General features: G+C 57.5%; 23 protein-coding genes and 1 tRNA gene. 13 read left to right on the forward strand and 11 right to left on the reverse strand.

Going from position 1 to position 19,558, the window contains the following annotated elements; translation table 11 throughout:
- Positions 1–54 precede the first annotated feature (54 nt).
- Positions 55–660: a hypothetical protein gene (locus tag KYE_RS06395; RefSeq protein ID WP_008171585.1), complete on the forward strand. Its 606-nt coding sequence runs from the start codon at positions 55–57 to the stop codon at positions 658–660.
- Here KYE_RS06395 and KYE_RS06400 read toward each other — a convergent pair.
- Positions 653–964: a hypothetical protein gene (locus KYE_RS06400; RefSeq protein ID WP_008171587.1), complete on the reverse strand. Its 312-nt coding sequence runs from the start codon at positions 962–964 to the stop codon at positions 653–655. The two genes, KYE_RS06395 and KYE_RS06400, sit on opposite strands and share 8 nt — an antisense overlap.
- 89 nt (positions 965–1,053) lie before the next feature.
- Entirely contained in the window at positions 1,054–1,515 is a 462-nt protein-coding gene (locus tag KYE_RS06405) for a hypothetical protein (RefSeq protein WP_039881896.1), read from the reverse strand.
- Positions 1,516–1,647: 132 nt separating this feature from the next.
- Between KYE_RS06405 and KYE_RS06410 the strand changes: the two genes are divergently transcribed.
- Genes KYE_RS06410 through KYE_RS06420 form a run of 3 tightly spaced genes read left to right on the forward strand, consistent with a single transcriptional unit; the run spans position 1,648 to position 3,871 of the window.
- On the forward strand, positions 1,648–2,568 hold the full coding sequence (locus tag KYE_RS06410) for an ABC transporter ATP-binding protein (RefSeq protein ID WP_008171591.1): 921 nt from the start codon (positions 1,648–1,650) through the stop codon (positions 2,566–2,568).
- A gap of 26 nt (positions 2,569–2,594) precedes the next feature.
- Entirely contained in the window at positions 2,595–3,356 is a 762-nt protein-coding gene (locus tag KYE_RS06415; RefSeq protein ID WP_008171593.1) for an ABC transporter permease, read from the forward strand.
- On the forward strand, positions 3,320–3,871 hold the full coding sequence (locus KYE_RS06420; RefSeq protein WP_227497774.1) for a DUF192 domain-containing protein: 552 nt from the start codon (positions 3,320–3,322) through the stop codon (positions 3,869–3,871). The genes KYE_RS06415 and KYE_RS06420 overlap by 37 nt, the downstream gene beginning before the upstream one ends.
- Before the next feature lie 25 nt (positions 3,872–3,896).
- Here the strand turns inward: KYE_RS06420 and KYE_RS06425 are convergent, their stop codons facing one another.
- Positions 3,897–4,688, reverse strand: a complete 792-nt coding sequence (locus tag KYE_RS06425) for an enoyl-CoA hydratase (RefSeq protein WP_008171597.1) — start codon at positions 4,686–4,688, stop codon at positions 3,897–3,899.
- Positions 4,689–4,876: 188 nt separating this feature from the next.
- Here KYE_RS06425 and KYE_RS21545 point away from each other — a divergent pair, with 188 nt between their 5' ends.
- From KYE_RS21545 to KYE_RS06435, 3 genes are read left to right on the forward strand one after another with little or no spacing between them, the layout of a single operon-like run.
- Positions 4,877–5,020: a hypothetical protein gene (locus KYE_RS21545; RefSeq protein WP_008171599.1), complete on the forward strand. Its 144-nt coding sequence runs from the start codon at positions 4,877–4,879 to the stop codon at positions 5,018–5,020.
- 38 nt (positions 5,021–5,058) lie between these two features.
- Positions 5,059–5,937 carry a DMT family transporter gene (locus KYE_RS06430; RefSeq protein ID WP_008171601.1) on the forward strand — a complete coding sequence of 293 codons (879 nt, stop codon included), beginning with the start codon at positions 5,059–5,061 and terminating at the stop codon, positions 5,935–5,937.
- A 53-nt stretch (positions 5,938–5,990) separates the two neighbouring features.
- A complete protein-coding gene (locus KYE_RS06435; protein ID WP_008171603.1) occupies positions 5,991–6,794 on the forward strand; it encodes an enoyl-CoA hydratase-related protein in 804 nt (267 codons plus the stop codon).
- Positions 6,795–6,832: 38 nt separating this feature from the next.
- Here KYE_RS06435 and KYE_RS06440 read toward each other — a convergent pair whose 3' ends face one another.
- From KYE_RS06440 to KYE_RS06450, 3 genes are all read right to left on the reverse strand, one after another.
- On the reverse strand, positions 6,833–7,195 hold the full coding sequence (locus KYE_RS06440; RefSeq protein ID WP_008171604.1) for a hypothetical protein: 363 nt from the start codon (positions 7,193–7,195) through the stop codon (positions 6,833–6,835).
- Positions 7,196–7,338: 143 nt separating this feature from the next.
- Positions 7,339–7,425: transfer RNA gene (locus KYE_RS06445), tRNA-Leu, on the reverse strand.
- 75 nt (positions 7,426–7,500) lie between these two features.
- A complete protein-coding gene (locus tag KYE_RS06450; protein WP_039881891.1) occupies positions 7,501–8,142 on the reverse strand; it encodes a class I SAM-dependent methyltransferase in 642 nt (213 codons plus the stop codon).
- Between the two features lie 183 nt (positions 8,143–8,325).
- Between KYE_RS06450 and KYE_RS06455 the strand changes: the two genes are divergently transcribed.
- Genes KYE_RS06455 through cydC form a run of 4 tightly spaced genes read left to right on the forward strand, consistent with a single transcriptional unit; the run spans position 8,326 to position 14,094 of the window.
- Entirely contained in the window at positions 8,326–9,768 is a 1,443-nt protein-coding gene (locus KYE_RS06455) for a cytochrome ubiquinol oxidase subunit I (protein ID WP_008171608.1), read from the forward strand.
- A 2-nt stretch (positions 9,769–9,770) separates the two neighbouring features.
- Positions 9,771–10,772 carry a cytochrome d ubiquinol oxidase subunit II gene (cydB, locus tag KYE_RS06460; protein ID WP_008171609.1) on the forward strand — a complete coding sequence of 334 codons (1,002 nt, stop codon included), beginning with the start codon at positions 9,771–9,773 and terminating at the stop codon, positions 10,770–10,772.
- Positions 10,773–12,485: a thiol reductant ABC exporter subunit CydD gene (gene cydD, locus KYE_RS06465; protein ID WP_008171611.1), complete on the forward strand. Its 1,713-nt coding sequence runs from the start codon at positions 10,773–10,775 to the stop codon at positions 12,483–12,485.
- Complete coding sequence (gene cydC / locus KYE_RS06470) at positions 12,478–14,094, forward strand: thiol reductant ABC exporter subunit CydC (protein ID WP_008171613.1); 1,617 nt, start codon at positions 12,478–12,480, stop codon at positions 14,092–14,094. Before cydD ends, cydC begins: the two co-directional genes overlap by 8 nt.
- Here cydC and KYE_RS06475 read toward each other — a convergent pair.
- Together KYE_RS06475 and KYE_RS06480 are read right to left on the reverse strand one after the other, a co-directional pair.
- Complete coding sequence (locus KYE_RS06475) at positions 14,091–15,332, reverse strand: saccharopine dehydrogenase family protein (RefSeq protein ID WP_008171615.1); 1,242 nt, start codon at positions 15,330–15,332, stop codon at positions 14,091–14,093. The two genes, cydC and KYE_RS06475, sit on opposite strands and share 4 nt — an antisense overlap.
- A 67-nt stretch (positions 15,333–15,399) precedes the next feature.
- A complete protein-coding gene (locus KYE_RS06480) occupies positions 15,400–15,816 on the reverse strand; it encodes a hypothetical protein (RefSeq protein WP_008171617.1) in 417 nt (138 codons plus the stop codon).
- Positions 15,817–16,023: 207 nt separating this feature from the next.
- On the opposite strand from KYE_RS06480, the gene KYE_RS06485 reads away from it, so the two are divergent.
- Entirely contained in the window at positions 16,024–16,353 is a 330-nt protein-coding gene (locus tag KYE_RS06485) for a hypothetical protein (protein WP_008171619.1), read from the forward strand.
- Positions 16,354–16,399: 46 nt separating this feature from the next.
- A complete protein-coding gene (locus KYE_RS06490) occupies positions 16,400–16,876 on the forward strand; it encodes a hypothetical protein (protein WP_008171621.1) in 477 nt (158 codons plus the stop codon).
- Positions 16,877–16,885: 9 nt separating this feature from the next.
- Here KYE_RS06490 and KYE_RS06495 read toward each other — a convergent pair whose 3' ends face one another.
- The 3 genes from KYE_RS06495 to KYE_RS06505 all read right to left on the reverse strand — a co-directional run bounded on the left by KYE_RS06495 (position 16,886) and on the right by KYE_RS06505 (position 19,527).
- Positions 16,886–17,725, reverse strand: coding sequence for a putative RNA methyltransferase (locus tag KYE_RS06495; RefSeq protein ID WP_008171623.1), 840 nt, complete (start codon positions 17,723–17,725; stop codon positions 16,886–16,888).
- Positions 17,726–17,835: 110 nt separating this feature from the next.
- A complete protein-coding gene (locus tag KYE_RS06500) occupies positions 17,836–18,777 on the reverse strand; it encodes an electron transfer flavoprotein subunit alpha/FixB family protein (RefSeq protein ID WP_008171625.1) in 942 nt (313 codons plus the stop codon).
- Entirely contained in the window at positions 18,778–19,527 is a 750-nt protein-coding gene (locus KYE_RS06505) for an electron transfer flavoprotein subunit beta/FixA family protein (RefSeq protein ID WP_008171627.1), read from the reverse strand.
- Positions 19,528–19,558 lie beyond the last annotated feature (31 nt).

Here is a 19,558-nt window from a genome sequence, read left to right on the forward strand (position 1 = left end):
AGGATACATTCCGCTACACTCAGATCACCTATTGCAACATTCAGAGTTCTGGTGATGATGGTTAACGGGTTGATTCTCTTCATTCAGGTCGGGCTGCTGGCGCTGCTTGTCCTGTTGGCTGTGCGGGTTATCTCGCTGGTGCGTTCCGAACCCATCGCAGTCGGTCGCCAGGAAATCTGGCCAGCAACGAGGGACACGGTGGCTACCGACCTGCCCTCAAACAATTCCGAATGGCCGGTTGCCAGCAGAAGGCCGACTCCTGAAGCTGCTCCGGACCGGGCTGAGCTCATCACCCGATTGCACATTCTGGCTGGTCTCCAGGAACGGGATTGCCGTGTAAAGGGTCTGGCGCTAGCGACCGCACCCGATGCGGTCAAAGCCTATGCCACGGCTTGGCTGTACGGTGCCGGGTGCGCCCTGAGCGACAAAGGCAGTCGGCATTCCGAGGCACTGGCCGGGATTGTTGCCCAGACCATCAATCGAAAAACGGGGATGCGTCAACCGCAGGCGATGCAGGCGATCAGCACATTAACAGACAGTGCGGTTTATCTGGCTTGTTTCCGGGCGGGTCTGGAAGGTGCGGAGTTCTGGCGATACAACCATTTCGTACCGCCCACGTCGAGTCTTTACGACGCCATTACTGCCAACGCGTTTATTTAGCAGCCTGTTTGTTTGCGGTTTCAAGTACCCAGTCGGTACCCAGGGCAACGGGTTCCGCATGATCCTGTTCGTCCACTCGGGTTCCGGTTATTTCAGGCCGGCTGAAGCCGCCATCATCCGTATTTGCCATGCTGTCCACATCCACGGAACGAACCACATAGGTTACGCCGCCGGCCAGCACTTTCGCGCGATGAGTCAGGCCGAAAACAAACCGGCAGTAATCCAGCTTTAGCTGAATCAGATCCTGTTCGGCTTTGCGGATTTTTCTGAGCAGAACCTTCTGAACGCTATCTCCGTAATCCATCACGTTGTCCCTGCAAATGGCGATGAGATGATTTTACACAATCCCGGACCGTTGTCAGCCGACCAGTTGTCGGTTCAGCTGTCCCGGTGCTATTCGGCCTGGAAAACCAGCTTAACCGGGATGTTTTCGATGGGTTCCTGGCCCTGTTGCAGATCAATGCGCCAGGTCATTTTGCCATCCACGGTGCAGAACGGCGCTGTGAAACGGGCGGAGTACTGGTTTTCCGACTGTTTGCCGAGGGGCACCGGGTACTCGCCCATGTACATGGACTCGCCCCGGAGAACAGCCAGAAAGCGTTCCGGACGTTCCGGTGTAGCAACGGTTAGCTGGTATTCGGTGCCCTGAGCGCCCACGCCCATGGTGTTGAGGGCAACCTGCCAATCTCCGGAACCATTCGACCATTGGCACGGACCGCTTTCCAGCAGATCACACTGAACGGTCTGACTTTCTCCGCCGGACGTTTTGCCAGTGTCTCCCAGCAGGCGCCAACCGAACACACCGGCACCAACCACGGCCAGAATCAATCCTGTAACAGCAATCGCGCGTAACATAACCGCTTCCCGAACAAACCCGGCCGGCATTATGGGGTTTTCTCCGGCCGAGGCAAAGGTTTCTAAACTGGCGCTACTCATGAGAAAATACTGCGCCTTCAATTCGACCCATTCTGACCACAGGACACGCCCGTGCAGCCGGATATTTCCGTTAAGCACCTGAGCAAGGTATATGGCGACGGTTTTCAGGCTTTGAAAGACATTAACCTGGACATCCGCCGTGGCGAGATCTTCGCCCTCCTCGGCCCCAATGGCGCTGGCAAGACCACGCTCATCAGTATCATCTGCGGTATCGTCAATGCCTCCTCCGGACAGGTAACGGCCGCCGGTTACGATATTGTCAAAGACTACCGCAAGGCCCGCGAGACCATCGGCCTGGTGCCACAGGAACTCAACACCGATTCATTCGAAACTGTCTGGAATGCCGTTTCCTTCAGTCGTGGGCTATTCGGCAAGGCGCCGAAACCTGCGCACATCGAGAAAGTCCTGAAAGATCTTTCTCTCTGGGACAAGCGCAACAACCGGATCATGTCTCTCTCCGGTGGCATGAAGCGCCGCCTGATGATTGCCAAGGCGCTCTCCCATGAGCCCCAGATACTGTTCCTGGATGAGCCCACGGCGGGCGTCGACGTTGAACTGCGGCGGGACATGTGGGAAATGGTGCGCAAACTTCGGGAACATGGCGTGACCATCATCCTCACCACCCACTACATCGAAGAAGCCGAGGAAATGGCGGATCGCATCGGTGTCATTCGCGGTGGCGAGATCATTCTGGTCGAGGACAAGGCCCAGTTGATGACCAAGCTGGGCAAGAAAGAGTTGCGACTGCAGCTGCAGCACAAACTGGACAAGGTGCCCGGTGAACTGACTCTGGAGCCGATAGAGCTGTCAGAGGATGGTTACGAGCTGATATACACCTTCGACTCCCAGCGAGAGCAGGCAGGGGTAACCCGATTGCTCCGCACGCTTGGCGATCTCGGTATCGAATACCGAGACCTTCAAACCCGGGAAAGCTCCCTTGAAGAGATTTTTGTCGGCCTGGTGCACGAGTAAAACTGCCGGCTATTCTGGAGAAATGCATGAACCTGTACGGTATCCGCGCAATCTACAATTTTGAAATGGCCCGCATGAAGCGCACTGTGATGCAAAGTGTGCTCTCGCCGGTTATATCCACCTGCCTGTATTTCGTGGTGTTTGGCTCAGCGATTGGCTCGCGGATGGGCGACATCGACAACATCGCCTACGGCGCTTACATCATCCCCGGCCTGGTGATGTTGTCGCTGCTGATGCAAAGTATTTCGAACGCCTCCTTCGGCATCTACATGCCCAAGTTCTCGGGCACGATTTATGAAGTGCTCTCTGCCCCGGTCTCCTATGTGGAAGTGGTGCTGGGCTATGTCGGTGCTGCTGCCACCAAGTCCATCATTCTTGGGCTTATCATCCTGGCGACCGCCAAGTTCTTCGTGGACTACGACGTACTGCACCCCTTCTGGATGCTCTCCTTCCTGGTGCTTACCTCGGTGACCTTCAGCCTGTTCGGTTTCATTATCGGCATCTGGGCCGACGGATTCGAAAAACTGCAGATCGTGCCGATGATGATTGTCACACCGCTGGTTTTCCTTGGCGGTACCTTCTATTCAATCGACATGCTGCCAGAGGTCTGGCAGACCGTGAGCCTGTTCAATCCGGTGGTTTACCTGATCAGCGGTTTCCGTTGGGCGTTTTACGGCGTGTCTGACGTTCATATTGCCATCAGTGTGGGAATGACCCTCGTATTCCTCACGGCCTGCATGGTCGGCATCTGGTGGATTTTCAAGACCGGCTACCGGTTGCGCTCGTGACCTGCGCATCAAGCCCGGTTCGGGGGGCGGAAGTCTGGGCCCTCCTTGCAGCCAGCTTATTGCTCTACGGCTGCTCCTCGGGCATTGCAGCGCCTCAGGACGGCCTGCCGGTTGTCGAGGCCTGCTTTGTGTCTGCGTCGGGCGTGGTGCCAGTGCAACTCGAGATTGCCGGCACTTCCGAGCAACGCCAGAAAGGACTGATGGGCCGTACGTCCATGGCTCCCGATGCCGGGATGCTGTTTAAATACCGCGAGCCGAGATCAGCCAGCCACGGATTCTGGATGTACAAGACCCTGATTCCCCTCGACATCGCCTACCTGAACGAGGATGGCAAGATTGGCAGCATTCGCAAGATGGTGCCCTGCCCCTCGGCCAGCGGATCCGGTTGCCCCACCTACCCGGCCGGTGTGCCATTCATCGAGGCCGTGGAGATGAACGCCGGCTTTTTCCTGGAACATGGAATCGGAACGGGCGACCGGCTCGCCATCGGAAAGGACAATTGCCCCGCAAATTAGGCCGGGCAATGTCTCAGCAACCGGTTCAGCTGTCCTGCCACTCTGGCTTGCGCTTCTCCAGAAATGCGCAGATACCTTCCTGGGCGTCGTTCGCCATCATGTTGTCTGCCATCACCTTTGAGGTGTACTCATAAGCGTCCTCCAGCGGCATTTCCAGTTGCCGGTAGAAGGCTTCCTTACCAATCTTCAGGGTATGACCAGACTTGTCGGCAATGGTACGCGCCAGCTTGTAAACCATTTCGTCCAGGTGCTGCTCATCAACAATCTGATTGACCAGTCCGATGCGTTCAGCTTTCACGGCACCAATCATCTCACCGGTCAGCAGCATTTCCATCGCGTGCTTGCGTGACACATTCCGGGACAGCGCCACCATCGGCGTGGAACAGAATAGCCCGATATTCACGCCAGGCGTCGCAAACCGGGCGGTATCGGCCGCCACGGCCAGGTCGCAGCTGGCCACCAGCTGGCAGCCGGCGGCGGTCGCAACACCCGCAACCCGCGCAATGACTGGCCGGGGCAGGTTCACGATCTGCTGCATCACCTTGCTACACTGGTTAAACAGGGCCAGCTGGAATTCATGGCTATCGAACTGCTCACGCACTTCCCGGAGGTCATGGCCGGCACAAAACACGTTGCCATGAGCCGCAAGGACGACAACCCGCGTTTTCGAATCGGAGGCGATGATCGCCAGCTCTTCAGACAAGGCCTCGAGCATGGCCATGGAAAGGCTGTTTTTCTTCTCCGGCTGGTTCAGTGTAAGCGTGGTAATGCCATTTTCGCTGTACTTGTGCACCAGCTCTTGTGTTTGTTCAGTCATGTGGACACTCCATTTGAATCGTTGCTGCACCGGGCATTCTGGAATCTTACCCAGAGTATTGCTGACTGCGTCTATACTGTCGAAGCGACTTTTGTAGGATGCTCAGTTTTCAATGCGTTGCGGTTGTTATAGACCTCTGCTGCCCATAGGCTGTTGGTAGAAGCCAAAACTGCAGAGAGGAATAACGCATGTCAAAATCAATGATCCTCAAAGCCATCTTCGCCATCGCGGTTATCGGCGGAGCAGTCTTCATAATCGTAAAAGACGATCCAGCAACACCAACCGGCGACATCAACAGCATCCAGCCGCTGCCGGAACAGGACAACCCATAAATTAACCGAACCACCACACCGGAACAGGCGAAGCCACGTTGCAGACTACCAGAATCAAAGGACTGACCATCGCAGCTCTGGGCGTGCTGTTTATCGTGCCCGATGCGTTGCTGGTGAAAATCACCTCCGTGGATCCTGTGGTCTTTCTGTTTTGGCGCGGCCTGTTACTGGCGATCAGTTTTTTTGTGATCAGCTGGGCGCGATACCGTTCCCGACTGGTGCCTGAAATTCGAAAATGCGGCCGTAAAGGCCTGTTCTGTGCCGGTGCCTTTGCCATCAGTACCCTTGGGTTCGTGGTTGGCATGAAGAACACAGCCGCCGGCAATGTGCTGGTCATCCTGAACACCGCGCCGGTCATCGCGGCCGTGATTGCCTGGGCGGTCTGGAAAGAAACGCTGCCTCTTCGCACCTGGGTAGTCATTTTGGTGTGCGTCACCGGCGCCACCTTCATGGCCGTGGGAGAATTCGGCAAGGGCGACCCTCTGGGTCTGTTGATGGCCGTGGTTGCCGCCACTGCCCTGGCCTCCAACCTCAACGTAGCGCGCTCCAAACCCGACAGCGATATGAGCGTGATGCTTATGTTCGGCGCGCTGGTACTGGCAGGTGTGGCGGCATTGCTTGGTGGTGCGCAGGTGCCCTCGGCCCATGATTTCTTCTTTATCGCCCTGCTCTGTCTGGTGTTCCTGCCCACTGCGTGCATCCTGATCCAGATTGGCCCCCGCTATATTCCGGCGGCGGAAGTCAGCCTGATGCTGCTTCTGGAAACCGTGTTCGGGTCTTTCCTTGTTTGGCTATTCCTCGGCGAAGTACCGCCAAAGCTCAGCCTGGTAGGTGGTGTTATTGTATTCTCCGCCCTGGCGGTGCATGGCTGGACGGAAGTAAGCCGGTACCGAAAAGCGCGGGTGGCAGTTGATTAACCCGGTTCCCGCGCGCGAAGATACGCGCTGATCAAAAACAAGGAACCGCAACAATGACCACCGTACCCAAGCTCACCGATGCCCTGTTGACCCTCGAGAACCGTGTCGCCACGCTTACTCTGAACCGTCACGACCTGCGCAATGCACTGACCGGCTCAAACCTGATCGACGACATCGTGACCACCGCGGAATGGGTTAACCAGTGCGAAGACGTGTCGGTACTGGTGATCACTGGAGCGGGCTCTGCGTTCAGCGCCGGCGGCAACATTCGGGACATGGCCAACCGCAGCGGCGATTTTGCAGGTGACGTGGCCGAATGCGCCGACCGTTACCGCAAAGGCATTCAGCGCATTCCCCTGGCCCTTCAGAATGTGGAAGTGCCCATCATCGCCGCGGTCAACGGTCCCGCCATCGGCGCCGGCTTCGATTTGGCCAATATGGCCGATATCCGCATTGCCTCGGAAAACGCAAAGTTTGGCGAAACCTTTCTTAACCTGGGAATCATTCCGGGTGACGGCGGCGCCTGGTTCATGCAGCGCCTGATTGGCTACCAGCGCGCCTTCGAGCTTACGCTCACCGGGCGGGTGATAGACGCTACCGAGGCAAAGGAGCTGGGCATTGTTCTGGAGGTGGTACCAGCGGACGAACTGATGAACGCCGCCAATGCCATGGCAAGTCGCATGGCCAGCCAACCACCGAAAGCCACTCGCCTCACCAAACGCCTGATGAAAATGGCACCGAGGATGGAGCTGAAGGATTTTCTGGATGTGTGCGCCAACTTCCAGGGCATGTGCCACAACGAGCCTGAGCACCTGGAAGCGGTTAACAAAATGCTGGAAGCAATGTCGAAAAAATAGTAGCAGCGGCCAAATGGCCGCCTATCCATCAAACGGGGCTATTGCCCCGTAAAGACCTTGAGGTCGAGCTCTTTCTCCACCTGCCTTGCAATCGTCTCGTCAGAAAGACTGAAAGCCACATGGAACCCCTTATCGGTCTCGATACCACCATCATTGATGATGGAAACCACCTGCGCAGGATCTGTCAGTTCACTGACATCTTCGACCAGCGCTATCTGATCATCTTCCAAAAGCAGACTGTTTGCCGCTTCAATCGCCGAGGAGGCACCCTGGCCGGGTGATGGCGTACAGACAATCATTCTCGCCTGCCCCACTGGCGTCACGATCAGCCTCTTGGCTTTCTCGATGGGATCGTTCACATAATCTGCGATTTGCTTACCAATAGTTTCAACTTCGGCCATGGCGTTCTGTCTCCTTGGACGGAAAACATTGAGTTAAAGCTTACGCCTACCGAAGAAACGTCGATCACTGCTCATTTGCCGTCGAGACCTGCGATTCGACGAAGATCACAAGAAAACACTTGGAGGGACACTGATAACAAAGATGGTGCTCCGGGCCGGAATCGAACCGGCACGACCTAACGGTCGAGAGATTTTAAGTCTCTTGTGTCTACCAATTTCACCACCGGAGCATTCGGGGGAGGTTTTGACGGGCAGAATTGTATAAGTCTGCGTGGGGTAACGCAATTCGGATTCTGCCCGCACTATCAGGCTGCCGGGCTGGTCTTTAGCGGGTTGATCGCCCTGCCCTTATAAATGTATCCCGCGATTTTCGGTGCCTTCGGGATGTAGAGGTTTTCAAGTTCCTGGATTTCAAAGCCGGCGTGACGGATCAGGTCTGCGATGTGTCGGTTCAGGTGGCAGCCGCCGGCCAGCTTTTTCCAGCCGGGGGTGATGCGGTTTTGCCATTTTCTCGTGTCATCGTGGGGCGATTCGCCGTGTTCGAGGAACAGGAGTTCACCGCCGGGTTTGAGCACTCGGCGCATCTGTTGAAGAGCGGCGTTCCAGTCGGGGATCGTACACAGGGTGAAGGTCAGCAGAACGGTGTCCACGGAGTTGTCGTCCAGAGGGATTTTCTCCCCGGGCAGATCCAGCCACTCTACCTTTATTGGAGTTTTGGCAAGGTTTGGCAGGGCCTTTCTACGCATGCCTTCTGATGGCTCCAGGCCGTACACCATATCGACGTTGTTGGCGTTGTAGAATTCCATATTGATGGCGGAGCCCATGCCCACTTCCAGGACGACACCTTTGGCGTGGGGAACTACCTGGCTACGAAGTTTCATCACCTGGCCCATTGAGCAAGCCCGGTCTATGATGTGAGGCAGTATTCTGTCTTCGTAAAAGCTCATCGGCATCACCATAATTGCGATAAATCAAGGGTGCGACAATCGGCCCTATCGAAACTGCTACTTTATTTAGTAGCATAGTAATCATCTGCCGGTAATAACAATATAACAATCAGAGCTAAGGCAGCGGCTGAACGGGTTCGCTGTGCCCGTTTGTTATGATGTGATGGTTACCGGAGGGTTCCCATGGAACTTGATCCTCTTATTCTATCGCGAATCCAGTTCGCGTTCGTGGTGTCATTTCACGCCATTTTTCCGGTATTTACCATCGGCCTCGCTTCTTACATTGCGGTACTTGAGGGCCTGGCCTTCAAAACCGAGAACCCGGTTTGGGTTAAGCTATCGGCCTTCTGGACCAAGGTGTTTGCCGTGGTGTTCGGCATGGGGGTGGTATCAGGCATCGTGATGTCGTTCCAGTTCGGGACCAACTGGAGTAACTTCGCCCAGGCCTCTGCTAATTTCCTTGGCCCAATCCTGAGTTATGAGGTGGTCACGGCGTTCTTCCTTGAGGCGGCGTTCCTCGGCGTGCTCCTGTTTGGTCGCGACAAGGTGCCCGCTGGTGTTCACCTTTTTGCCGCTATCATGGTTGCCACCGGCACCTTCATTTCGTCGTTCTGGATTCTCTCGGCGAATAGCTGGATGCAGACTCCGGCCGGCACCGAACTTCGCGACGGCGTGTTCTACGTCACCTCCTGGAGCGAGGCGATCTTCAATCCCTCTTTCCCCTATCGCTTCGCCCACATGGCACTGGCTTCTTACCTTACCGGCGGCTTTGTGGTGGCCGGGGTGAGCGCCTGGTACCTGCTGCGCGGTCGCGAGGTTGAAGCCAACAAAAAGGCACTGTCCATGTGCCTTTGGCTGTTGCTGTTCATTGCGCCTGCCCAGGCAGTTCTGGGGGATTTCCACGGCCTGAACACTCTTGAGCACCAGCCGACCAAAGTCGCGGCCATGGAAGGTAACTGGGAAACCTCCCGTAACGTGCCGTTGCTGCTATTTGCCATTCCCGATCAGGAAAACCAGCGCAACCTGTTTGAGATTGGCATTCCCAGCCTGGCCAGTTTCATTCTCACCCACGAATGGGACGGTGAAGTGCCGGGTGTAAGCGCGGTTCCTGTTGACGAGCAACCACCCGTCGCAATCGTGTTCTGGTCGTTCCGTATCATGGTGGGCATTGGCCTTCTGATGATCGCCTTCGCGGTTACCGGCCTGGTTCTGCGTGCCGGCGGCAGATACTGGCGCACCAACTGGTTCCTTCAGGGTATGCGCTTTATGAGCATTGCACCTTTCTTTGCAGTGCTGACCGGCTGGTTTGTGACCGAGGTGGGTCGCGCGCCCTGGCTGGTGTACGGCCAGATGACCCAGGCCGAAGCCCTGACCCCGTCACTGACCGGTGGTATGGCTCTGTTCACACTTATCGGCTATGTCGTGGTGTACGCTCTGGTGTTCTCTGCCGGTGTCTACTACCTCATGCGTGTGTTGTATGTCGGTCTTGAAGACCGTGATGAGGACGAACACGAGGCAGATCGACCCAAGCGTCCGTTCTCCGCTGCACACGTGCCTTTCGAAATTGACCACAATTCTGACGATACTGTTGGTACTGCCAAGCCCGTCAACCAGGGAGGTCACTGATTATGGAACTGTTTGATCTGCCTCTTATCTGGGCATTCATTATCGGCTTCGGCATCATCATGTATGTGCTGATGGACGGGTTCGACCTGGGCGTGGGCATTCTCTTCCCCTTTGCTCCGAACGAGGAAGCCCGCGACACCATGATGAATTCGGTGGCCCCGGTGTGGGACGGCAATGAAACCTGGCTGGTGCTCGGTGGCGCCGGTCTTCTGGCCGCCTTCCCCATGGTGTATTCCATCTTCCTGCCGGCACTCTATATCGGTGTATTCCTGCTATTGGCCGGGCTAATTTTCCGGGGCGTGGCCTTTGAGTTCCGGTTCAAGGCCCGTACGTCACGTTATCTCTGGAACTGGGCGTTTGCCGGCGGCTCCACAGTTGCATCCTTTGCCCAGGGCGCCGTGGTCGGGGCCTATATCCAGGGCTTTGAAACCGCCAATGGCGTCTATGTTGGCGGCGCGCTGGACTGGCTGACGCCGTTCACCGTGCTCACGGGTCTGGGTATGCTGGCCGGCTATGCCCTGCTGGGTTCCACCTGGCTGATCATGAAAACCGAGGGGAATCTGCAGCAGTGGGCCTACAAGATCACCCTGCCCTTGCTCCTCGCGGTGTTGGTGGTCTTTGGCATCATCGGCGTCTGGACGCCCTTCGTGGATGAAATGGTGCGTGAGCGCTGGTTCTCTAACCTGAGCATTATCTGGATTCTGCCGGTTCTTACACTGCTGTGCGCTATCCAGATTTATCGTTCAGTGCGTGATCGCCGGGACGGCATGCCGTTCGTGGCCACCATGGGGCTGTTCATCACCACCTATCTGGGCCTGGTTGTCAGCCGCTGGCCTTATGTAGTACCGCCGGAATATACCCTCTGGGAAGCGGCGTCTGCCTACGAATCCCAGCTGTTCCTGTTGTTGGGCCTGTTGTTCGTGATCCCGATTGTTCTGGCTTACACGGCCTGGACCTATTGGGTCTTCCGCGGCAAGGTACGCGCCGGCGAGGGATATCACTAAGTGGCGGAGCCATCGGCCAATGGGGGCGGAGAGAATACCTCCGCCGCCGATCAGAAAGCCGTCAAAGGATGGCTTGCGGATCTGGCCCGTGGCAGTCGCCTGTGGATCCGAAGTACCGTGGCTGCCGGCACCGTTGCCGGCATTGCCACCATTATTCAGATGGTTTTGCTTGCCCGGATTATCCACCTGGGCATCATTGACGAGGTCCCGGTTGCGGACCTCACTCCCCTCTTTCTCGGTCTGATCCTGGCGCTGGTTGTTCGTGCGCTGGGCCAGGGTTTTCAGACCCGGTTTGCGGCGCGTTGCAGCGAACAGGTTCGCCGGGATGCCCGACGACAGCTCCACAAACACTGGCAGGCCACAGGCCCGGTTGAATTGGGCCAGTCTTCCGCTGGCACCCTGGCCAGGGAGTGGATTGACCATGTGGAAGCCCTGCACGGTTACTTTGCGCGGTTTCTGCCGCAGATGACCCTGTCGATGATTGTGCCGCTGCTGATCCTGGCCCTGGTGTTCTGGCTGGACTGGCTGGCCGGCATTTTCCTGCTGCTGTCCGCGCCGCTGATTCCCCTGTTCATGGCCCTGGTGGGCATGGGCGCGGAGAAACTGAACCAGCAGCACTTTGAAACCATCAGCCGGCTTTCCGGCCAGTTCCTGGACAAGGTGCGCGGCCTGACCACCCTGCAGCTGTTCGGCCAGACGGCCGGCGCTGCGGAGCTCATTCGCAAGCGCTCTGATCACTACCGCCGCATTACCATGAAAACGCTCAGGGTCGCTTTTCTGTCCTCAGCGGTTCTGGAGTTCTTTGCCTCTGTGGCCATCGCCGTGATCGCCATCTACATCGGGTTTGGTCTGCTTGGCTATATCACCTACGGCCCTTCCGAGGATCTGACCCTGTTTTCCGGGTTGCTGATCCTGTTGCTGGCCCCGGAGTTTTTCCAGCCGCTGCGCACGCTCTCCCAGCATTACCACGATCGCGCCGCGGCCATGGGCGCCGGCTCAGAGATACTTGAGCGGCTGGATCTGCCGGTGAACTTTGAAACCGCATCAGAGATGGCGTCGGTCGAGGGTTCGGAAGACCGGATTGAGCTGCGTGCCGTCGGTAAAGGTTTCCGGACCGACCAAACGGTGCTGAAAGATCTGTCCCTGACCATCCAGAAAGGTGAAGTGATTGCCCTGACCGGCCCTTCCGGCGGTGGCAAATCCACCCTGCTACATCTTCTGGCCGGCTTCATGGCGCCGGACACCGGTGAAGTTCATCTGTTCGGCGAAGCACCGGGCAGTTTCCGGTTTGGCTGGCTGGGGCAGAAAGGTTTTCTGGTTCAGGGTACCTGGGCCGATAACCTCAGACTGACTACTCCGGATGCCTCCGATATTGCCATTGAAACGGCGCTGCGTAACGTGGGCCTTGGCTCCCTGCTGGACAGCCGGCAACAGGGAATCTACAGCCCGGTGTCGGAAGAGGGTCAGGGACTCTCCGGCGGCCAGGCCCGGCGTCTCAGTCTCGCCCGTATCTTTCTGGCGGATTACGATCTGATCCTGCTGGATGAACCGACTGCGGGTCTGGATAGCGACAGTGAGGTGTTTGTATTAGAGGCCCTGCATAAACTGGCGGTAGCCGGTAAAACCCTGGTTTTCTCAACCCACCACCAGGCTCTCCTGACTCTGGCCAACCGAGTGCTGCTGGTGTCCGGCGGGGAGGTTCGCGATGCGTGAACTGAAACCCTGGCTGGACCTGATTTTCAAACGCCCCGGTCGCCTGGTTGTCGGTGGTTTTCTGATTCTGGCCACCCTGCTCTCCGGTATAGCCCTGTTGGCGGTTTCCGGCTGGTTTATCACCGAAACTGCCTTAGTGGGTCTGCTTCTGGCGGCCGGTGTCGCCGCGACCATCAATCTGTATGTTCCCGGCGGTGCCATCCGTTTCTTTGCCGTCTCCCGCACGGTGTTCCGCTATCTGGAGCGGGTCTACAATCACGATACTGTGTTGCGTCTGCTCACGGATATCCGCGTGGCCCTGTTCCGGCGTTTGTCACAGGCCAGTCGTATTCGCCGTGGCGAACTGAGCGGCGCCCAGTGGCTGTCGAGGCTAACCAGTGATGTGGATGCCCTGGATACGCTGTACCTGCGGCTGATCGCGCCTGCAGCGCTGGCTGGCCTTGTCACCCTTGCGGTCGTGGTACTTGCCGCCGTGCTGTTTGATGTCGGGACGGCATTGCTGGTTGGTCTGTTACTGGTAATTGCTCTGTTGATCGCCACCGTTGGCGTATACCTGAGAACCTGGCGCCTTTCTGCCCGGCAAAGCGACCGGCAGGAGGATTTGCGCACGGCCGTGATTGAGCACATTGAGGGTTTCCCGGAGCTGACCGCTGCCGGGCGGACCGGTAAACATGCGGCCTGGCTGATGCGTCAGGCGCATCAGGTTACCTCCGAGCAGGCGAAGGCCGATACCCGGGTCGGCTGGCATCTGGCAGGCTCTCATTTGCTGGTCAATCTTTCTGCGGTTGTGGCGCTCTGGGCGGGTTTCGCCCTGTTCCAGGCTGGCACCGTGTCCGGCCCGGTGCTGGTTTTGCTGCCGATTGCCCTGCTCGGCCTGGCAGAGGTCTACGCCATGCTGCCCGACGCTTTCGGGAAACTCGGAGCCACCCTGGCATCAGCATCGCGGCTGAACCGGGATTGCCGGGAGGACAAACAGCCGGGTACGCCAAAAGCAGCAGGCCTGCCGCCAGAGACGGCACTGCTCGCCGAAAATATCTCGGTCAAACACAGTGGTTACGCGCCGTTGTTCACCCGCTTCAATCTTGAGATTGAGAGCGGCGAGCGGGTTGGGATTCTCGGCCATTCCGGCAGCGGCAAGTCCTCTCTGGCGGATGTGCTCGCCGGCCTGTTACGCCATGCCCACGGCAGCCTGGCTCGAACAGATTGCGTCTATCTTACCCAGAAAACCGTGTTGTTCGAGGACACCCTGAGAGCCAATCTGTTACTGGGTTCGCCTGAGGCGTCGGATACCGAACTGTGGGGCATTCTGGAGCAGATGGAACTGGCTGAGCGCTTCGCCACAGAACCGGATCAGCTCGATACCTGGCTGGGCAGTGCCGGCAGCCGACTCTCCGGCGGTGAAGCCCGGCGTGTGGCCCTCGCGAGGGTGCTGTTGAACCCAGCCCCGCTGGTCATACTGGATGAGCCGTTTACCGGCCTGGATGCCGAAACCCGGGGGCGGGTGTCAAAACGGATGGAAACACTTCTGGAAGGAAAAACCGTGATCAGCCTGGCACACGGGTCGGAAGCCCTGCCGGGCACCGACCGTGTGATTTACCTGAGCGGTTAGCGGGTTTCGAGCACCTCGAAGGTCAGGCCCGCCTTGCTGGTGAGCCGGTCCATCAGCTTGCCATCCAGCAAGGAGGCCGGCGTCCAGAACCCGCCCGGCTGATCCGCCGGAATATCGAACGCCAGGCACATGCCTGCCTCGCCCAACATTTTGCCGGTGGAGCCATAGCCCGGATCCCGATCGCCAGTCACCTTGGTGATGATGGTTTTGCCATCCTCTGTTCGACCAACGAAACGAAGATCATAGAACCCGGCTTCCTGGGCTTCAGGGCTCGGTCCTTCACCGGGCTGTGGCACAAACTTTTCCACCAGCCAGCGGGTCGGTTTGATGGCCGAGGCCATCAAGAATGCCCCCAGGCCACCGGTGACGGCATAGGCTGCCAGACGTCCCTTGGTACCACGACCGGTCATCATGGCCTCGTCGTAGGTGAACTCCTTGCCATAGCGCGCGTTCTGCATAGCGTTGGAACGGTGTACCACCCGGGTGTTGATCGCTGCCATTACGAAAGGCGCAAGCCAGGCGTTAAAGGTCTTGTCGAACTCCGCGCCTTTAAGGCTGGGCTGACGGGTCTTGGAGCGATGCTCCGGCGGGCAGATGGAGAACGGATTGGCCATTTGTTTCCGAAGTTTTGGATCGGCCGACGCTTCCTTCACCGCGTTCATCAGGGAGGCAACGGTGCCGCCTGAGAATTCGCCTTTGGCGGTTTTAACCCGCATGCGGACATCCCGGCATGGTTCGCCGAAGGTCTGCTCTGCCTGGTTCTGCAGGAACCAGACGCCCATATCAGACGGAATCGAGTCAAATCCACAGCAGTGAACAATGCGCGCACCGGACGCTTTCGCTTCCTCCTCGTAGCGCTGCACCATCTTGCCAATCCACTGTACTTCACCGGTCAGATCGCAGTAGTCGGTGCCGCTGCGCACGCAGGCCTGGACCAGCGGCTCGCCATAAAGGGCATAGGGGCCGACGGTGGAAATGATTACCCGGGTCTGCTCACACATGGATTTCAGCGCCGCTTCATCCGATGCGTCGGCCAGAATCACGGGCAGGTCTTTGCCGTTGTCGCCAAGCTCGCTCTTGAGCGCGTTGAGCTTACTCTCGGAGCGCCCGGCAATCGCCCATTTTACCGATTTGCCCACGCCATAGGTTTCGAGCAAGTAACGGGTAAGAATCTGGCCGACGAAACTGGTGGCACCGAACACCACCAGATCATGGGCCGTTTCAGCGGATTTGGTCATTGCTCTTCCTTAGTCAGCTGCATTGCAAACAAGTTGATAGAGAGTTGATTAGGTAATGGTTCGGAGTTTAGCGAACTCCGACAGGCGCTTTCGCACCCATCAGGCGCATGAATACCGCCACGCCCAGGCCCCAGAAACCGTTGAGAAGAAGTCCGCCTACCCAGGTCTGGGCAGAAACATCGAGCCCTTTCAGGGGAAAGACCACCAGCATGGCGACTGCCGTAGGACCTACTGCCCCTACAATGACATGCCCCAGCCAGAACTTCACCCCCGCCAGGCGGCCGAGAATCAGCCAGAGCAACATGCCCCACAGGCCACCGAAGAACGCCAGTGACACTACCTGGGGAACGCCGAACGGCGGTACCGGTGACAGGTTAAACGGTGCTGCGGGTACAATTCCGCCAAGCCAGAACAGTGCGAAAAGGCCCTGATGAAACACCAGGGTCGCGAGAAAACCACTTGCAAACGCTTTGAACCAGACCATGAACAATCCTCTGTTGGTATAAATAGTTGGCCTTAACTCGTTGATTCTGCGTAGCTCATTACACAACTGCAACCGATATTAACAGTTTTGAGCGCTCGTTCTACTTTCCTGGCCGCACATGGGAATCCGTCGTCACGGCCAATCGTTTGTCATACATGATCGTGCACACTGCAAGGCAGTGCACAAAACGATTTCCGGAGGTTCGAATTGATCACCTTTTTGATGGCATTGAGCATCCTGCTTGTCCTGTTCAGTGGCTTTGTCTGCTGGCAGGTTTTTGAACAGCGTAAAGTGATCGCCCGAATGATGGAGAACGACGATATCGCAGATTCCGAGCAGGAACCGGAGCTGGTTATTACGCTGCGGGTGCTGAATCCGATTGCCCTGGCGAAGCGGGAATCACGCTCTGCCAGGGTGCTGGCCGATAAACTCCCCGTCATGGTGCGCAAGATGGTGTATCAGGAAGTGATGAAAGAGCTCGAAGAAGAGATGTCGGAGCGTGAAATCGATGTGGACATGCAGATCGAGTATCGATGATCACGACGTTTGGGATATTCAAGATGCTTGATGGAAGCGCATTGTCATGATCACCAGCGTAATCGTAATCCTGTTACTGCTTCTGGCCTTCAGCGGGTTCTGCATTGCCTACTGGCAGCTGCTGCTCTGCCGCCGTGAAGCCCGGATTCTCAATTCCCATCGGGTGGCGGCACACAGCGCCATCCAGAAGAGCAGAATGGACCTTCTTGAGGTTCGGAACCGGGCCCGGCTGCTGGAGGACTCCGTTTCCGGCGGTGCCAGTGCGGTGGAGAAGCTTCACAAGGCGATCTCCAACACCACATTCGGGCTGATTGATCTGTTCTCGAAGGATGAAGAATTCCGGCAGACGGCCCGTAAAGCACGGGCCACCCATGACCAGACCAGTCAGCAGATCTATCGAACCGTGCGCACCACCAACAAGGCGCTCCACATCCTCGCGGACACCCTGATCATCGGCAAGGCCGAAAAACGGCTCGCTTCACGCAAAGGACAAAAGCCCCCCGGCTCAGACGACGGTCAGTGAGTTCCCGGCTCAGAGCTTTTCGAAACGCTTCAGAGTCGCTTCGACAGTCACCTCCAGTGACTCAAGGGCCGCAGCCCTCTCCAGGCCCTCGGCACTGGCGCGGTAAAGGTGTGGGGTCATGGCCAGCAGATCGGCAATGCTGGCCTGGTCCGGGAGGGTCAGCGGGAACCGTACCACGGTTGAATCCAGTTGCCGGAAGCCCTCCGGGGCCGCGCTCTCAGAATCTCCGGGGGGCTTCACTTCCGGGTAGATGACTTCTCGCAGTTCCCGCAGATGGTACGCACCGGCATCCACCTGGATAACCTGGCCGCCGGGCTTGAGCACCCGGGCGAATTCGCTGTAAACCGGAAAACCAAACAGGCAAAGCACCAGATCCAACGATTCCGGCAGAACAGGCAGGTTTGCGTTACTGCCAACCACCCATCGAGTCTGCTTATCCTGTTTAGCCGCTGCCAGGACCGCCCATTTGGAAATATCAACGCCAATCAGGGCAAGGCCTATGTTGCCGGCCATGGCCGAAAGGTGGCGAAGGTAATAGCCCTCTCCGGAACCGGCGTCCAGTACCGAGCCAATCCCGTCACCGGGCAGCGCCTTCAGCGCAAGATCGCTCACGGTCTCGGCGATCTGTGTGTAAAAGCCGGCGTTCAGGAACCGCTGTCTGGCTGCGACCATTTCCTTGCTGTCACCCGGGTCCAGGGTGCGTTTCTTCTGGACCGGCAGCAGATGCACATAGCCCTGCCGGGCAACATCGAAGCTGTGGCCATTCTCGCACCGCCAGGTTTTTTCGCTGGGCGCGAGCGGGCAGCCATCCAGTGGGCAGGCTAACGCGTCAAAAGGCATCGTGGTCATGGTTCGTGTATCCGCTTCAACAGTCGGGGCCGGGTATCATGGCAGGTATTTTGGTTTCACCCAAAAGAAAAAGGCACCCGAAGGTGCCTTTTTTCAAGCATGACAGAAAGTTACATAACTTTCTTCAGCTCTTCCTCAAGTTGCGGAACTGCTTCGAACAGGTCCGCTACCAGGCCGTAATCGGCAACCTGGAAGATCGGCGCTTCTTCGTCCTTGTTGATCGCAACGATCACCTTGGAGTCAGACATACCGGCCAGATGCTGGATGGCACCGGAAATACCCACAGCGATGTACAGCTGCGGAGCAACAATCTTACCGGTCTGGCCAACCTGCATGTCGTTCGGCACGAAACCGGCATCGACAGCAGCACGGGATGCGCCAACCGCAGCACCCATCAGATCGGCTACCTGCTCCAGCATCTTAAAGTTGTCACCGTTCTGCATGCCGCGACCACCGGAAACCACGATACCGGCGCTTGCCAGATCAGGGCGGTCGGACTTGGCCAGCTCTTCGCTAACGAACTGGGACAGGCCAGCGTCTTTTACAACGTCCAGCTGTTCAACGGCAGCGGAGCCACCTTCAGCAGCAACCGGGTCGAACGCAGTCGGACGAACAGTAACGACTTTGATGCTGTCACTGGATTTTACAGTGGCAATGGCGTTACCAGCGTAGATCGGGCGAACGAAGGTGTCTTCGGACTCCACGCGCATGATGTCGGAAACCTGGGCAACGTCCAGCAGCGCAGCAACGCGCGGCATGAAGTCTTTGCCCACGGTGCCAGCGGCGGCGAGAATATGGCTGTAGCCCTTGCCTACTTCGGCAACCAGCTCACCCAGGTTTTCGCCCAGGAAGTGACCATAAGCAGCGTTGTCGGCAACCAGCACCTTGTTAACGCCTTCGGCCTTCGCAGCTGCTTCAGCAACGGCACCACAGTTCTCACCGGCAACCAGTACGTCGATGTCTCCGCCGATGGCCTTGGCAGCCGCTACAACATTCAGGGTAGCCTGTTTCAGGCTGCTGTTGTCATGTTCAGCAATTACAAGGATGCTCATTTAGATCACCTTCGCTTCGTTCTTCAGTTTATCGACCAGCTCGGCAACGTCGGCCACTTTCACACCCGCCTGACGGGAAGCAGGCGCTTCAACCTTCAGGGTGGAAAGGCGCGGAGCGATGTCGACACCCAGATCAGCCGGGCTCATGTTGTCCAGCGGCTTCTTCTTCGCCTTCATGATGTTCGGCAGAGAAGCGTAGCGCGGCTCGTTCAGACGCAGGTCGGTAGTGACAACCGCAGGCAGGTTCAGAGCAACGGTCATCAGACCACCGTCTACCTCGCGGGTTACGTTAACCTTGTCGCCCTCAACAACCACTTCGGAAGCGAAAGTACCCTGACCCATGCCGGTCAGCGCGGCCAGCATCTGGCCAGTCTGGTTGTTATCGGAATCGATGGACTGCTTGCCAAGAATGACCAGCTTCGGCTCTTCTTTCTCAACAACAGCCTTGAGCAGCTTGGCCGCTTCGAGAGACTGAACCTCCTCGTCCGTTTCGACGTGGATACCACGGTCAGCACCCAGCGCCAGCGCAGTACGAATCTGCTCCTGGGAGGCTTTCGGGCCAATGGATACCACCACGATTTCACTGGCAACACCCTTCTCTTTCAGGCGAACGGCTTCTTCTACCGCGATTTCGCAGAACGGGTTCATTGCCATCTTGACGTTGGCGAGGTCAACACCGGTGTTGTCCGGCTTGACGCGCACCTTTACGTTGTAGTCGATTACTCGTTTTACAGCGACCAGAACCTTCATAGATTCCTCGTTCTTCTACGATGGGTTTATG

The sequence above is a fragment of the Marinobacter manganoxydans MnI7-9 genome (assembly GCF_000235625.1).
GTDB classification, from domain to species: Bacteria; Pseudomonadota; Gammaproteobacteria; order Pseudomonadales; family Oleiphilaceae; genus Marinobacter; species Marinobacter manganoxydans.